This window comes from Campylobacter sp. MIT 12-5580, from assembly GCF_005406235.1.
Lineage (GTDB): Bacteria > Campylobacterota > Campylobacteria > Campylobacterales > Campylobacteraceae > Campylobacter_D.
On sequence record NZ_NXLK01000001.1, the window covers coordinates 332,070 to 348,162 of the forward strand.

Annotated in this window: 13 protein-coding genes; 4 read left to right on the forward strand and 9 right to left on the reverse strand. The window is 32.8% G+C overall.

The window, feature by feature from the left end; translation table 11 throughout:
* Positions 1-5 precede the first annotated feature (5 nt).
* The 9 genes from CQA38_RS01645 to galE form a co-directional block, all read right to left on the reverse strand.
* Entirely contained in the window at positions 6-2,093 is a 2,088-nt protein-coding gene (locus tag CQA38_RS01645) for an STT3 domain-containing protein (protein ID WP_137632312.1), read from the reverse strand.
* A 100-nt stretch (positions 2,094-2,193) separates the two neighbouring features.
* Positions 2,194-3,309 (reverse strand): glycosyltransferase, encoded by a 1,116-nt coding sequence (locus tag CQA38_RS01650; protein ID WP_137632260.1) that lies wholly within the window; start codon positions 3,307-3,309, stop codon positions 2,194-2,196.
* Positions 3,297-4,232 (reverse strand): glycosyltransferase family 2 protein, encoded by a 936-nt coding sequence (locus CQA38_RS01655; protein WP_137632261.1) that lies wholly within the window; start codon positions 4,230-4,232, stop codon positions 3,297-3,299. The genes CQA38_RS01650 and CQA38_RS01655 overlap by 13 nt, the downstream gene beginning before the upstream one ends.
* Positions 4,229-5,287, reverse strand: coding sequence for a glycosyltransferase (locus CQA38_RS01660; protein ID WP_137632262.1), 1,059 nt, complete (start codon positions 5,285-5,287; stop codon positions 4,229-4,231). Before CQA38_RS01660 ends, CQA38_RS01655 begins: the two co-directional genes overlap by 4 nt.
* Positions 5,284-7,017: an ABC transporter ATP-binding protein gene (locus tag CQA38_RS01665; protein ID WP_137632263.1), complete on the reverse strand. Its 1,734-nt coding sequence runs from the start codon at positions 7,015-7,017 to the stop codon at positions 5,284-5,286. The genes CQA38_RS01660 and CQA38_RS01665 overlap by 4 nt, the downstream gene beginning before the upstream one ends.
* An 88-nt stretch (positions 7,018-7,105) precedes the next feature.
* Complete coding sequence (locus CQA38_RS01670) at positions 7,106-7,834, reverse strand: hypothetical protein (RefSeq protein WP_170999457.1); 729 nt, start codon at positions 7,832-7,834, stop codon at positions 7,106-7,108.
* Positions 7,831-8,856, reverse strand: coding sequence for an AAA family ATPase (locus CQA38_RS01675; protein ID WP_137632265.1), 1,026 nt, complete (start codon positions 8,854-8,856; stop codon positions 7,831-7,833). The genes CQA38_RS01670 and CQA38_RS01675 overlap by 4 nt, the downstream gene beginning before the upstream one ends.
* Positions 8,853-9,947: a DUF262 domain-containing protein gene (locus CQA38_RS01680; RefSeq protein ID WP_170999458.1), complete on the reverse strand. Its 1,095-nt coding sequence runs from the start codon at positions 9,945-9,947 to the stop codon at positions 8,853-8,855. The genes CQA38_RS01675 and CQA38_RS01680 overlap by 4 nt, the downstream gene beginning before the upstream one ends.
* Positions 9,948-10,076: 129 nt before the next feature.
* Complete coding sequence (galE, locus tag CQA38_RS01685) at positions 10,077-11,063, reverse strand: UDP-glucose 4-epimerase GalE (protein ID WP_137632266.1); 987 nt, start codon at positions 11,061-11,063, stop codon at positions 10,077-10,079.
* 163 nt (positions 11,064-11,226) lie between these two features.
* Between galE and CQA38_RS01690 the strand changes: the two genes are divergently transcribed.
* From CQA38_RS01690 to CQA38_RS01705, 4 genes are all read left to right on the forward strand, one after another.
* Positions 11,227-12,450: a DUF945 domain-containing protein gene (locus tag CQA38_RS01690; RefSeq protein ID WP_137632267.1), complete on the forward strand. Its 1,224-nt coding sequence runs from the start codon at positions 11,227-11,229 to the stop codon at positions 12,448-12,450.
* A gap of 18 nt (positions 12,451-12,468) precedes the next feature.
* Positions 12,469-13,659: a replication-associated recombination protein A gene (locus tag CQA38_RS01695; RefSeq protein WP_137632268.1), complete on the forward strand. Its 1,191-nt coding sequence runs from the start codon at positions 12,469-12,471 to the stop codon at positions 13,657-13,659.
* 197 nt (positions 13,660-13,856) lie between these two features.
* Positions 13,857-14,576, forward strand: coding sequence for a gamma-glutamyl-gamma-aminobutyrate hydrolase family protein (locus tag CQA38_RS01700; RefSeq protein WP_170999459.1), 720 nt, complete (start codon positions 13,857-13,859; stop codon positions 14,574-14,576).
* Positions 14,573-15,883: an APC family permease gene (locus tag CQA38_RS01705; RefSeq protein ID WP_137632270.1), complete on the forward strand. Its 1,311-nt coding sequence runs from the start codon at positions 14,573-14,575 to the stop codon at positions 15,881-15,883. The genes CQA38_RS01700 and CQA38_RS01705 overlap by 4 nt, the downstream gene beginning before the upstream one ends.
* The last annotated feature ends 210 nt before the right edge of the window (positions 15,884-16,093 follow it).

Sequence of the window (16,093 nt, forward strand, 5' to 3'; positions counted from 1 at the left end):
TTTACCTAACGCTTAAGCTTATAAATTTTCGCATCTTTATCTAAAATGACTGGTTCAAATAAATCTTTGTCGTAATTATTAAAGAAAAAAAGCTGGACAAATAGACTATCAAACATTGTTTTATCCATAATGATAAATTGCATAGGATAACTTAAGCTTTCTTTAAGATAAAATACATAAAAATTACCATTTTCATCAATCATTCTTTGCTTAAAAGAAGCATCTTTTATAGAGTCAAATTCATATACAGCCTTGATCGCATAGGCATTTTCACCAAGCATTATATGTGTAAAATCATCGCTTAAAAACATACCATTACTTAAATAATAAAAGCCTGTTTTTTCATCTTTTCCTAAAGCTAAAGCTGTGCTAAAAACAAAAGGATCATTAATCTGCCCATTTTGCAAATCAATATGTGAAAAGCTCGCTACAGTTGGAAAAATAGGCGACATACGAGCTGGTAAATAAAAATAAATATCCCTTGTTTTTTCATTTGCTTTGAAGTTTTTATCCTTAAGAGCGTGTAAAAACAAGCTTGCTTCACTTGCATTATAATCTCTCATCATAGCCTTTAAAAGATCAGCTTGCAAAAGGCTGTCATTTTTATCATAAAAACTTTTTTCGGTGTATTCAACACCTAATCTTGCTAAATTTGCCCCACTCACTTGATCAAAACTTAGAGCATAAGATGGTAAAAAATTGTCCTTGCCTAAGTGCTTGCCTCCATCAGCTAAGGTTTTAACATCGCTATAATAACGCACAGGATAACCATAATCCCACCACGCAAGCACATAATCTTCAGCATTAGCTATACTTTTAAGCCTATCTAAAATTCGAGCTTCATTTGCATTAAACACGCTTGGGGCTTTGTATTCGTAGATATGTTTTAAAGCAAAACCTAAGCTGATAATGAGTGCAAAGGTGAGTATAAAAGGCTTTGCCATCTTAAAGCGAGCAAATTTAAGAACTAAAAAATGCACAAAATACCCAAAGCCAAGAGCCATCACAGGCACCGCATAAATGGTAAATCTAAGTCCCCCGCGTAAAGCCAAAAAACCAAGTGCGAGCATAGGTAAGGCTAGTAAAAAGCTTTTGTGATCTTTGATGAGTAAGATTAAGCCCAAAACCGCACATATAAAGGCAAGCTCGCTGGCTGCAATTCTTTGCATAAAGACTGATAAATCTATGCTTCCTACTTCTTGTATGGTTTGATTGACATTAAAATAGCTAAAACTCTCACTCACGCTTCCTACAGCAGCACTTTTAAAGATGTAAAAATTAAGCTGATACAAAATAGGATCAAGCCCACCGCTTAAAAAAAGAAAAACAAGGCTTAAGATCAAAAGCCAAATTAAAGCTTTGAGTGTAAAAAAACGAGTTGTGAGATTGAAAAATGCAAAAAGTAAGGCTAAAATTGCAGCTTGATAAAACCAAGCAATAGGAGCAAGTGCGATAAGCATAAAGCTTAAAGCCTCATAATTTATCCTTTCTTGTTGATGAAAAGCAAGAGTATAAAGCAAGAAAAGCCCAACAAAAGCAACATTTAAAGTATAACTTGAGGGATAATACCAAAGATAAAACATCATCACAAAAGGCAAAATGATGAGGGAGAATTTATCTTTTTTGATGATAAGCCTGATCATAAAATACAGCACAAAGCAAGGAAGCACAATAGCAAGCATATCAGTATCATAATACCCTGCCATAGTGCGGTTATAATAGCTATTGGCAATGCTTGCAAGTAAGGCTGCTAAAAAGCCAGCTTTTAACATTTTATACTCATAAGCAATAAGCATAACAGGCAAGACAACAAGGGAGCTAAAAAATACGCTCATGTATAAAATGATAGTCTCAAAACTAAAAGGCGTGAGCTTATAAAGATAATAAGTCAGCGTAGATAAGGAGCTGCCAAAATAAGATAAGTCATTTGGCTGATGAAAGCCAGCGATCATATCTCTTGCACCCTCAGCAAAAGCGTATCCATCATTTGAGATAATCATAAGCTCATCATTAAAATAAAACTCACTAAAATTACTTGCCCAAAGCACCCAATAAAGCCTACATAGCACGCTAAAAACAAAGGCTAAAGCCATGTATATAAATAATTCTTTTTTTAAAGAAAATTGACTTATATCAAAAAAATTTCTTGTTAAGGGCTCTGTTTTTTGAGGCGAATTTTGATTTTTTTTCATCTTAGTTTTCCTTGATTTCACAGCTTTTTAAGAACTCTAAAGCTTTTTTAGCGATCTCGTTTTTATCAAAGTTTTGAGCTCTTTGATAAGCTTTTTCTTGATAGGCTTTTCTTAAGCTTTCATTTTCTATCATAATTTTTAAGCCCTCAAACATGGCATTTTCATCATTTACCTTGACTAAAAGTCCAAATTCATTATCCCCAAAAAGCTCTTTAGCTCCGCTTTTATGATCTGAGCTTAATACAGCACAATGGCAAGCTAAGGCTTCTATTAAAACATTTGAAAAGCCCTCAAAGCTTGAAGCAAAGGCAAAAAATTTACATTTGCTTAGGTATTTGTAAGGATTATTATCAAAACCAAGCAAAAAGACTTTTTCTTTTAAATTTAAGCTTTTTATCAAGCTTTCAAGCTCATCTTTGAGCTCACCCTCGCCTAAGATAAGAAGCTTTAGCTCTGTATCAAGCCTTGCATAAGCTTTGATTAAAAGGGCGTGATTTTTACCCTTATCAAGCCTACCGATACTGAGTATAAAATCATCCTTAAAGTCTATAGGCTCATTTGCTTTTTGTGTGATTTTTTCTAAATCAATGGCATTATAAAGGAGTTTGCATTTGCTAGCATTGATGCTAAAATTTAAAATTAAATCCTCTTGATTGCCCTTAGAATTTGCTAGGATTAAATCAGCCTTTGGATACAGCCATTGTATTAAAAATTTATTTACAAGTGAAGTTGGGCTAAGGCTTTGATACATAACGCTTGGAGTGGTGCATTCATTGATGATAAGAGGGATTTTTAAGCCAAAAAGTCTAGCAAGCAAGGCTATATAATTTGGGCGGTTTAAAAAGACAAATTGCTTATCTAGCTTTAAGTTTTTGCAAAGTTTTTTGTATTTTAGAGCCAAAAAGGGAAGTTTAAGAAATTTTAAAAGTGCATTTTCACTTGGCTTTGAGTTTTCAAGCAAGTGAATTTGAGCATTTTCGAGCTCATACGAAATTTTATCATTCATCAAGATGATATGCACCTCATAAAATAAAGACAAAGATGGCAAAAGCGTAGCTACAACGCGTTCAGCCCCACCGCTTCCTAAAGAATAGATAAAAATTCCTAATTTTTGCACTTTAAACTCACTCTGATTTTTGAAAAATATTGTAACATTGCTTTTGGAACAAAACTTAAACAAAGTAAGGCTAGTGCTGGAAAATTAGGCTTTATACTCAAACTTTTAAAAAGATAAATATACATTTTTTTATAAAGCCCTGCCATCTTTGCATAATAAGCTGCCATTTTATACTGCATTGCTGTAGCAGCTTTATAATCCTTATCCTTAGTCTTTTTAAGCTCACATTCTAAAAGCTCAGCCATCTTTGCATAGCCTAAATACACACGATCAGCCTTTAAAAAGGCTTGATTTGTAACACTATCTGCTCTTTTGATACGATAAATTCTCAAAGCCTTGTGTATATAAAAGCTTTTTTCTTTATATAAGTTCAGCCAAAGCACACTTTCATTGCCCCAAAAATTCTCATCAAAACGGCTATTTTCAAGCAAGGATTTTTTAAACATACCCAAAAACTCCCCATTCATCTTAGCTAGTAAAAAGTCTTTTTTGTTTACTTCAGTATCTTTAGTAAAGCCTTTTCCGCTCAATTCAGTGCTTAAAACCCCATCTTTTTCAACCAAGCAATTGCCAAAAACATGAGAAAAGCCCTCTTTAACTTTACTTACAAGCGTGCTTAAAGCCCCATTTAAAAGCATATCATCATCATCTAAAAACAAAATATACTCGCCCCTTGCTTGATCAAGGGCGTTATTTTTGTTTCCATTTGGACCCTTTTTATAGCTGGTATTAAGGCTGTATTTAAGACGAGGTTCATTTTTTGCAAAAGTGTTGATAAACTCTTTTGTGCCATCATTTGAGTGATCGTCGCTAATGATGATTTCTAAGTCTTTAAAGTCTTGCTCTAGCACGCTTTGTAAAGCCTGCTTTAAAAGCTCTAGTCTATTATAAGTGCAAATTAAAACTGATAAAAAGGGCTTCATTGTAGCTCGCTTATGAGTTTAAACCATTGTTTTTCAATGTTTTGAATTGAAAAATTTTCACATCGTTTTAAGGCTTTTTGTGCGATTTGTTCTCTTAAGCTCTCATCACTCATTAGCTTTTCTAAAGCCTTAGCCATAGCCTTTTCATCATCAAGTGCCACTAAAAAGCCATCAAAGTCTGGGCTGATTAAATCCCTAGCTGAATTAACATAATCTGTGCTTATGCGAGCGATTTTAAAAAACAAAGCTTCGATCAAAACCGTTGGTAAGCCCTCCACAAAGGAGCAAAGGCAAAGAATTTTTGCTTTTTCATAGAGGCTTTGCATATCTTTTACCCTGCCTAAAAACTCTACCTTTATGCCAAGTTCTTGTGCTTGTAAGATAAGCTCATCTTTAAGCTCGCCATCTCCTGCTATGCAAAAGCGATAAGTTGCTCTTAAATCAGCACTTAAATTTGAAATTGCCCTTAAAAAAAGGGCTGGGTTTTTATTAGCATCAAGCCTGCCTACAAAAAGCACTAAATTTTCTTTTTTAGGATTTTGGCATATGCTAAAATGACAAGGATTAAAGATAAGCTCAACCTTGCTTACAAAGGCTTCATAATAGCTTTTATCTTGCAAAGAAAGCACGGTTAAAGCTTGAGCATGCGGATAACTTAGTCTTCTTAAAAAACGCCAAATTTTGCTTTTTAAATAACTTTGAGTGCTATGCTCGCTGATGATCAAAGGCGTTTTTAAGCCTATTTTAGCCCACACACAAGCAATATTTGTAGTATCTAAAAAAGAGATGAAAATATCAGCCTTAGCCTCTTTCATCGCCTTTCTTAAAGCAAGGAATTTCTTTATCCTGCTTGCTATTTTATGATATAAATTATGCCAGTTAAACTTAGGCAGTTCTTTTAAATATATACTCTCATCAAGCTTATAAAAGCTTTCTTTATCATCAAATTTAATGATTTGCACGTTATGTTTTTTACAAAACTCATTAGCAAGACTGACTAAAACGCGTTCAGCTCCGCCATTTCCTAAACTCGCGATGATAAAACAAATTTTCATTTTTCTTCTTTATACTGAGATAAAATCAGCTCTTTTTGCTTAGCATCAAGCTTCCTTAAAATCCCAGCTTTTAGTTTATAAATCGCTTCACAATGCTTAATAGTGCTTAAACGATGAGCGATGATGATGAGGGTTTTATCCTTGCTTAAATCATAAATTTCATTCATGATTTTTGCCTCACTTTCATTATCAAGGGCTGAGGTAGCCTCATCAAGCACGAGAATTTCAGGCTCTGTGTAAAGTGCTCTTGCTATGGCTATGCGTTGTCTTTGTCCTCCACTTAGGGTGGAATCTGAAATTTGAGTATATATGCCTTCTTTTAAATTTGAGACAAAATTTTTAAGATTGGCTTGTTCTATGACTTTGTGTAGTCTTTTTTCATCAAAATTTTGCTCAAAACTTATATTAAAGGCTAAGCTATCATTATAAAGATGAATTTCTTGAGGGATATAGCCTATTTTTTGACGATAAGCTTTGAGATTTTTTTCACTCAGCACGCTATCATCAACTAAAATTTGCCCAGCCTTTGGCTTTAAAAGCCCACAAAGTATATCCACAAAGCTACTTTTTCCACTGCCACTTTGTCCTATAAAGGCTATTTTTTCACCCTTTTTAAGAGTGAAATTAAGCCCATGAAATAAGTCTTTTTTGCCCTCATAATGAAAACTTAAATCCTTAAGTTCTATCTTTTTTTCAAAGCTGATTTTTTCATCTTCAAGCCTTTCATAAGGCTCATTTAGGCTTTTATAGATAATGTCAAGTGAGTTTTTATAATAAAGTAAATCATGATAACTTGTGATAATGCGGTTTGCACAAGGCATAAGGCGGTAAAGTGCGAGCACAAAGATAGAAATCATCGCCAAAGAGCTTCTTACATCGCCTTTATTTTGCCAAAGTAAAAAGATCACGATGAAAATCAAAACGCAAAAACCAACTGCTTCAAGATAAATTCTTGGCAAGGCATTAATGCTTTCACTGCTGATATTTGCCTTTGAAAAAAGCTTGCTTTGTTCGCCAAAAAGCCTTGCAACGCTTTGTTCCTCGCCCTTAAGTTTAATGAGCTTGAAATTGTTTAAATTTGTATTTAAGCTCTCAAAAAAGCCACTCATCGCCTTTTCTCTTTTAATGCTGGCTTGCTTTATAGCTGGACTTAAAAGACGCAGTAAAATAAAAGCATTTATAAGCAAAAAAACCGATAAAAACAAAGTGATTTTATAATCAACTAAAAGCAGCAAAATATAAATTAAAAGCAGCACAAAACTTTCACTTAAAAAAAGCATAAAAGAAGCGATCATGGTGCTAAGATTGTAAGTTTCATTAGAGATAGTTTTGATGATTTCACTTGTTTTTTTTTGAGTAAAGCGTTCATAATTTAAAAACAAAACTCGCTTAAAAATCCTCAAAGCAAAAAAATGAAACCGCCCCTTAGAAAAACGCGCTAAAAGATGAAAATAAAGAGCATTTAAAAAGGCTCTAAAAAGATAAAAAAGGATTAAAAAAAACCCAAAAAGAGCGACAAATTCATATTCACTTAGCCTAAATTTGCTAAAAAAACTCTTTAAAAAGGCATTGCTTTGAAAATAAGAAAAATCACTTGCTAAACTCACAAAAGGCATGATAAGACTTATAGCAAAGCTTTCTATAAAAGAAATAAACACAGAAAAAGCAAGCAAGGCAAATAAAAAGCGTTTATCTTGCTTCGATAAAACAGCAAAAAGTTTTTTAAGCATAAAAATTCCTCAGAAAGCCTAAATTCTAGACTTGTAAAAATTTGCAACATCTCGATAGCTTTAAAACATTACAAAAAAAAATTATTAGCTAGAGCTTGTGTTTTTCAATTACACGAATTATGTAAGTAAAATCCTTGTTATCGGATATCAAATGCTCCATACCACTTGTCAATATAATTTCCAAACTATAAACCTCGTATTCAACTAGAATATAACGATCGTGTGTTTTGCTTTCATTATAATCTCTACTATATCTTTGATCTATATTAATATTCATACCAAAATTTCTACCTCCAAAATTCTCATACCTATCTCTTGTTAAATAAATTTTTATGTTATCAGCATTGCATTGGTTCATAAAATTTCGCAAATCATCTGATTTAAGGTATTTATCGTAGAAAAAGATAGATTTGCAATTCTTAAATAAAAGCGAAAAATGATCGATTGCAACTTGCCTAGAAACACCTGTCTTAAAGGTTGCAACATAATTATTTTCTATTTTTCCACCATGAATATTAACATAAGGTAAGCCTTTACGAGATTTCATTGTTAAAATTATCTTATATAAGGTTATTTTAGCTAGATCCTCCAAAGAAAGGTTTCCATAGCCACTTTCCATTATACGTAATTTCTCATCATTGTCTAATTCTAAGCCATTTTTTTCTAATAAAGATATTTGATCTTTATTGATGATATGCCAAGGCTTATACAATGCCAATAACAATTCTATTTTTTTTCTATCTGTGGGAAGTTTACATTGTTTGAATCTTTCGTATTCAAGGAGTAATTCATTTTCAAGCACTAAGGAGTAATTCATCTAATTTCCATAAGTTCAGCCAAACCATTATCTAAAAATCCTGTTGGAAACGCTATCTTTTTTCCATCCTCATTTGAAAAAAATCCAGAGCTATTAACAAAAATATTTTCAAAATTATCATACGACTGATCCTTGTAATAAATAATCAGATCATCGTGTTTTAACTTTTCTTTATAAACTAGAATTCGAAGTTTGCTTATTAGATAATTTGAGTGAGTCTCTAAAATAACTTGCACCCCATTTGATACTAATAGTGCAAAAAAATCTACCAAATTTGAAATAGCCTTGGGGTGAAGATGAATTTCTGGATTTTCTACAACAAAGATATCACCTTTCTTTAGAGATAGTCCTACAATAAGAATTTTTGTAACAAAATTTAATCCAGTAGCTACATTTGATGGAATAAATTCTGCATTTAAATTTTTTTGAATGTACCTAGCTATAATTGTATCTATATTTTTTGTCACATTAAAACTAAATTTAATATCTAAAATCCTTTGTATCCACACATCAAGGTAGTAAGCTAATATTTCACTCTCCTCTTTTGATTCTATAAAAAAATCACTAATTGGATTATAACTGTGTGAATTAAAATAACTGGTTATAAATTCACCATTGATACCAAATTTAATATCAAGCTCTTCCTTTGTAATATCTGATACAAGTGTTCTATTTGCACATAAGTAATAGAAGTTCTCTTCAAAATATAAATTTGAATTTATATTTTCCTTGATTTTGTCTTTTTTGATTTCAATACTACTTTCATTTAATTGGATATAAATAGTATTGTTATTATTTTGCTTATTACGAATCTCATCAAACCTGCGAAGATGATCGGTAAAATCTTTTATATACATTGATTTTTTAGGGCTGTTATTGGGCGGCTGGATAAATAAATTTATAGCCTGTAATACCGAAGATTTTCCAGATGAATTAGTTCCAGTTAGCAAGGTAAAAGGTTTAAAATCCAACTTCTCATCATTGATAGATTTAAAATTTTGTATATGGACTTTTTTAATCATATTATAAGCTCCATAGCTTTATTAAATCTAAAATCAATGTTCTCCTTACTATCTATACCGTAAGTAATTCTTTCTGGTTTATCTAATTCGTTTTTGAATTTTTCAATATTTTCTTTAGTTGGAAATTCTTTACTATTTTCTAGTGCCACAATAAAAGCATAAGTTAACGATTCAAACAAAGCCATACTAATCTTCCTTTTATTTTTTGATTCTTGCTTTGGATTAAAACGAAATAAATTATCTTTATATTTGGTATAAATTTCATTCATTATCATTTCAAAATCTGCTAAAAACTTTTTAAAATCTCCAATTTTAAATTTCTTATTAATTTCTTTCATAACCTTTGCTAAGAAATCATCCATAGGCACAACAAAATCCACATCTATTTTCTTAGTTCTTAAAAGATAAAAAGATAAAAATCTTAAAGCCAAATACCTATCTTTCATAGCCTTACTATCAGGATTTGAAGTGGCATTCTTAAAATTTTCAAAATTACACATCTCGTTAATAACGCTGGTTGCTACACCATTATATAAGGCATTTCTCATTTCTTGATTATTAATCTTTGTCCCACCGCGATTAACCCGATCAAATATATCATATTTAATTTTTTCTGGAGTTGGTGACATTATCACATAAATATCTATTTGATAGTCTTCTAATTGTGTTTTATATTGACCACTTAACTTCTCAAAACAACTACCATTTAATTCATTCAAAATTTTCAAACCCTTTAGTTCAGACCCATTAGATAAAAATTTGTTTAGAGTAGTTAATCTTTGCTTACCATCTACTATCTGTAAATGTCCCTTTGTAGCTTGATATGCATAGATAATGGGTATAGGAATTCCCATCAAGATAGACTCTATAAGCTCAGATTGCTGTGCGTCGTTCCACCTTAATTCTCGTTGAAAATCTGGACTAACAATGATGTCACCTTTCTCGATTTTTCTATTTAACTCAAAAACACTAAAGCTCTTTTTTTCAATCTTAACTTCCTTTACAGGATATATTTCACCTTCTTGTGGCATTTCTTCCACATCAGAATATAAATCTATATCTTCTTTTTCATTATTAACAATATCACTCAAATTTACAACCCTCTCAGATATTTTAACTTTCTAAACCTAACAATTCAAAAAAATTATAACAAAAAAATAGTTAAATAAATTCAAAAATACTACCTAAAATTTATATTATTAATCAAAATATGTCAAAATTTAACACTTCTTCTCCCACTCATAAGCACTTTTGCAAATAAGCTTTAAATCATCAAATTTTGGCTTCCAGCTTGTAAGGCTTTTGATTTTATCTGCATTTGAGATTAAAATACTAGGATCACCAGCCCTGCGAGGTGCAAGTTCTACCTTAAAATCAACCCCGCTAACTTCTTTCATCGCACAAATGACTTCTTTGACTGAAAAACCATGCCCATAGCCCACATTAAAGACATTACTATCATTACTCTCAAGATAATCAAGAGCAGCTAAATGTGCGCTTGCTATATCATCAACATGGATAAAGTCCCTCACACAAGTGCCATCTTTAGTCTCATAATCATCTCCATATACAAAAAGCTTGTCCCTCTTGCCAGCCGCACATTCAGCTGCTACTTTGATAAGTAAAGTCGCTTTTGGGTAACGTTGTCCTATATCAAAGTCCATGCAGGCTCCAGCCACATTAAAATACCTTAAAATACAATGCTTAAACTCAGGATTTGCCATACTTGCATCACGCAAAACCTCTTCGCTCATAAGTTTAGAGCGTCCATAAGGATTGATGGGTGCAAGGGGGCTTGTCTCACTTACAACAGGAGTGCTAGGCTCACCATAAGTTGCAGCCGTGCTTGAAAAGATGAATTTATTTACCCCTTCTTCAAGACAAGTTTGAATAAGATTTGAAGTATTTGCGGTGTTATTAAGATAGTATTTTAAAGGATCATTCATACTCTCAAACACCTCAATGCTAGCTGCAAAATGCACTACAGCGTCAAATTTTTGCTCTTTAAAAAGCTTTTTTACCGCCTTAAAATCAGCCAAATCTTGCTCAAAAAAGCTAAACTTTCTTAAAGTCTGCAAGGCATCAAGATTGATTTTTGAGCCTTTAGAAAGATTATCCAAAACACAAAGTTCATGTTTGGTATTTAAAAACTGCCTTAAGGTGTGAGAGCCTATATACCCAGCCCCACCGCTGATAAGAATTTTCATAATTTATCCTTAGTTTGAAGCTAAAAGTGTATTTTAACCAAATTTCATTAATCAAAATACAAGCTGGAAAGTATCGTTTTCTTAGAACAAAGTATTTTTTAAGAAGTTTTTTTAAAAAAATATATTAAAATACAGCTTTAACATTCCACAAAAGGCATAACCAATGAAAAAAAGCGTTATTTTTTCGAGTGTAATCATCATTTTGTTTGTTTTATATTTAGCTCAAGTTGCATTTGTAAGGGGACTTAACTTGGAATTTTTTGAGCAAGTTTCAAGTCAATATGCACTGACAGATGTTGAGTTAAAAAAAGGATTTTTTAGTTCTTCTGCAAATTTTGTAATCGATGATGAAAGTTTGGCAGCTTTTGCAGAGCCTATAAAAGTTGAGATCACTTTTCATAACAGCTATTTTGCTCCAAATACTTTTGTGGCGAATTTTTTTAGCCCAGATTCTCTTAAGCAAAGCATACAAGAAGAAATTTTTCTGACATTAAATGGAAAACTCAAATTTAATCAAAGCTTAGATCTTGAATTTAAGCCCACAAATATAAATTTTAATGAGGATATTTTTGAGTTTAAGCTTGAAGATTTTGTGTTGAAAGTAAATGTCAATAAGGACTCAAGCTTAAATTCTTTTGCTTTAAAGACTAAAGAATTTGACTTTTCATTATTTTTTATGCAATATTTACATTTTAAATTCACAAATTTTGCATACGAAGAGCGATTTTTGCAGCCTGTATTTTTGCAAGATTATATTGATGCTCAAGGCATTGTTGCTTCAAAATCACATTTGAGTGCTGAAAATATAGAGCTTTATGATGATATTAATATCTCAAAAGTTGTGATGGAAAGCATGGGAAAAATGGGCGAAGAATTAGATGATTTGAATATAAAGCTTAAGATTGAGGATTTTAAATCAAAGCAAATGCAGCTTAACCTACATGCAATCAACTTTGATATGAATGCTAAAGACTTACCTAAAGAGCTTTTGATTTCAAGCAATCCTTGGATCGATCATGAAAGTTTGCTTGATAATGAAGAGTTGTTTGAGCTTTTTGCTCGCTCAAAAGCTGAAATTATGCTGAATGACTTTTCAGTAAGTTCTAAGGGTAAAAAATTCAAGCTTAGTGGCTTGGCAAAAAGTGATTCGAGTAATTTCAGTGTGCTTTTAAACGCTCATAGTGAGATTTTGCCAAGTGCTATTTTTCCAGTGCTTATTTGGTTTGATATGGACGAGTTTTTTGTGCAAAAAGACAATGCTTATACGATGAAATACGAGCTTGAGGGTAAAAATGAGAACATTACTCAAATCAAGCTTAACGATGAAGTGCTTGTTGGAGATAGAAATCTTAGTCAAGACAAGGCTTTTGAACTTTATAAAGAATAAAAAAGATTATAAGATAAAATGCAAAATCTTGCTCTGTATTTTCGCCCAAAAAAGCTTGATGAGCTTTGCGGGCAAGATGAGCTTAAAAGGATATTTCAAAGCTTTTTGGCTAAACAAAAACTGCCCCATAGTATCTTTTTTGGACCAGCAGGATGTGGAAAAACCAGCTTTGCAAGGGCTGTAGCTTTTGAGTTTGGGCTTGATTTTTATGAATTTGATGGAGGAAGTTTTAAGCTTGAAGAGCTTAGAAAACTTTTTGCAAAATATGAAAATAGCCTTTACAAGCCCTTGATTTTCATCGATGAAATTCACCGCCTTTCAAAAACCCAGCAAGAAATGCTTTTAGTACCTTTAGAAAATGCTCAGTGTATCTTAATCGGAGCAAGCACTGAAAATCCTTATTTTGTGCTTAGTTCAGGCATACGAAGTAGAAGTATGCTTTTTGAGTTTAAGGCTTTAAAACAAGAGGATTTAGAGGCTCTTTTTCAAAGAGTAAAAACAAAGCTTGAATTTGCAATCGATGAGGACGCAAAGGCGTATTTGCTACATAGCTCAAGTGGAGATGCTCGTTCGCTTTTAAATTTGCTTGAATACGCCTTAGTTCTTGATGAAAAACATATCAGACTTAAAACGCTTAAAAGCTTAAGGGCAAGTGCTTTAAAAGATGGCACAAGCTCAAAAGATACACATTATCGCTTGGCGAGCTCTTTGATAAAAAGTTTAAGAGGTAGTGATGTAGATGCTGCACTTTATTATCTAGCTGCTTTGATTCAGGGTGGAGAAAGTGCGGATTTTATCGCAAGGCGTTTGGTGATCTTTGCAAGCGAGGATATAGGTAATGCGGATTGTAATGCTCTTGTGTTAGCAACTTCTACGCTTAGCGCAGTAAAAAACATAGGCTATCCAGAAGCACGCATTATACTTGCACAATGTGTGGTGTATCTTGCAAGCTGTATTAAGTCAAACTCATCTTACAAAGCCATAAACAAAGCTCTTGCTTGGCTTGATGAAAATGAAGCTTTGCCTATACTGCCTCACTTAGACAATAACAACCCAGCTTCTAAAAACTATCTTTATCCACATGATTTTGGTGGCTATGTGAAGCAAAAATACCTTGCAAAAGATTTGAAATTTTATGAAAGCAAGGGTTTTGGTGATGAGGCAAGGCTTTTGCATAACTTAAAAAGAATTCAAAGTCAATCAAAATAAATTTTTGTCAAATTGAAAAACAAAATTTAGTCTTGGAAAAAATATTAAGATAAACTTAAACTTACTTATGCTACATTGTCTCTATCAAAGTTTAGTTTGAAGCTTTGATTAATTTTATAGTCTAAAAAAAGGACTTTTATGCTTAAGTTTAAAACTTCTCTTTTACTTCTTTATCTCATGTGTTGAGGGCAAAAACGATGATTATAGGAATTTCTGCAAGTGTTTTAAGGCTTAAAAAGGAAATTTTTAAGAAAAAATACTATCTTAATGTAGCTTATGTTGATAAGCTCTTAAAGTGCGAGGAAAAAAATTTAGGCGTTTTCATCATACCCTTTTGTGAAAAAGAAGCGATAAAATCTTTGCTTGTAAATACAAATGGAGTGATTTTAAGTGGAGGCTTTGATATACATCCAAAATTTTACAAACAAAGCTCAAAACCTTTACTTGAAGAAGTTTGTAAGAAAAGAGATGAATTTGAGTTTAGGCTCATCGAAGAAGCGATGAAGCAAGAGCTTCCTATCTTTGGGATTTGTCGAGGAATGCAAGCTTTAAATGTCTTTTTTGGTGGCACGCTTCATCAAGACTTAAGTTATGCAAAGATCAGTGTTTTAAAGCATAGGCAAAAGCAAAAACCAAGCCTTGCGACACATCGTGTGGATATACTTGAAAACAGCTTTTTATCAAATTTTTTACCAAGCAAAATCAAAGTTAATTCCTTTCATCATCAAGGCATTGATACGCTTGCAAAGGATTTTAAAATCAGTGCAAAAAGTGGCTTAGTTATCGAAGCTATAGAGTATCAAAAAAGTAAAAATTTAGTCTTTGGTGTGCAGTGGCACCCTGAGGCGATGAAAGATAAGCATTCAAGGGCTATATTTCAAGCCTTTGTGAATGAATGCAAGAAAGGAAAAAAATGAATTCAAAATTAGGATTTTTAAGTGTTGTGTTATTAGGTTTTAATGCTATAGTAGGCTCTGGGATATTTTTACTTCCTAATAAAGCTGTGGCTTTAGTCGGTCCTTTTGCTCTTGTGGTAGTGGTTTTTGTAGCTTTGCTTACCATTAGTATAGCCCTTTGTTTTGCTGAAGTTTCTGCTAAATTTGAAAAAAATGGCGGAGCTTATGTGTATGCTAAGGAAGCTTTTGGCGAATTTGTGGGCTTTGAGGTTGGTTTTATGAAATGGGCGATTGCTATTATCGCTTGGGCGACTATGGCAACGGGTTTTAGCGAGGCTTTAGGGGCTTGGATATATGGTAGCTCAGAATTACCAATCTCTTTTAAGGCTATAGTCGCTTCAAGTTTGGTATTGGCTTTAACCTTGATGAACTTAGCTGGCATTGGTTTGTCAAAATTCTTTAACAATCTCATCACTTTAGCTAAACTTACTCCACTTTTAATCTTTATCTTTGTATGCTTGTGGTTTGTGAAGGCTGAGAATTTTCAGCCCTTTTTGGTTCTTGGAACTTCAAGTGCTGGGGAGGTGCTAAGTTTTTCAGCTGCTTTTTCAGCCGCTGCTTTGGTTATTTTTTACGCATTTACGGGTTTTGAGTCTTTGGCTATTGCGGCTGAGGATTATAAAAATCCCAAAAAGGATTTGCCACGAGCTATAACTTGGGTGATGATTATAGTGTGCGTGTTTTATTTACTTATCATCGGCGTGGCTATTGGGATTTTGGGACTTGATTTAGCTAAAGAAAATGCTCCTATTGCTGCTGCTTTTGATAGGATTTTTTCAGGATATGGAGCGAGTATAGTTGGTATAGGAACACTTATTTCTATAGGAGGTATAGCCACAGCTTCATCGATTCTTACACCAAGAGTAGGGCATGCTCTAGCAAGTGATGGTTTGGTGCCAAGGATTATCGCGTATAAAAACAAGGCTCAAACTCCTGTTGTTGCGATTATTATCACCGGAGTTTTAACCTTAGCTTTAGTTCTTTATGGAACTCTTATAGGAAGCTTTGCTGTGCTTGCTGCAATTAGCGTGATTTCAAGATTTATTCAGTATGTGCCTACTTGTCTTGCTGTTTTGGTGCTTCGCAAAAGAAAAGACTTGCCACAAAGTAGCATAAAAGTGCCTAGCTTCGTGCCTGTTATAGCAATTATCATTTCTTTTTGGTTGCTTATAAATGCAAATGGTGAACAGCTTATCATAGGACTTGGGGGCTTAGTTGTTGCGGCTGTGTTTTATGCTTTTGCTAAATTAGCTGGAAAGAAATTTTAAAAATAGAGTGGTTTTAAACCACTCTTTTAATTTTTGATAAAAAATTCAAAAGCCTAAAAAACAAAAATGTAACAAAAGCCTAAAAAAAATATAATTTTAAGCTTAAAGTGTAAAAAAAGTGCTATAATTTAATTTTATATCTTTAATAAGGAGAAAGCAATGAGTGCATTTAAGCAATGCTTTTTTAAGCATCAACATTTATCAAATTCC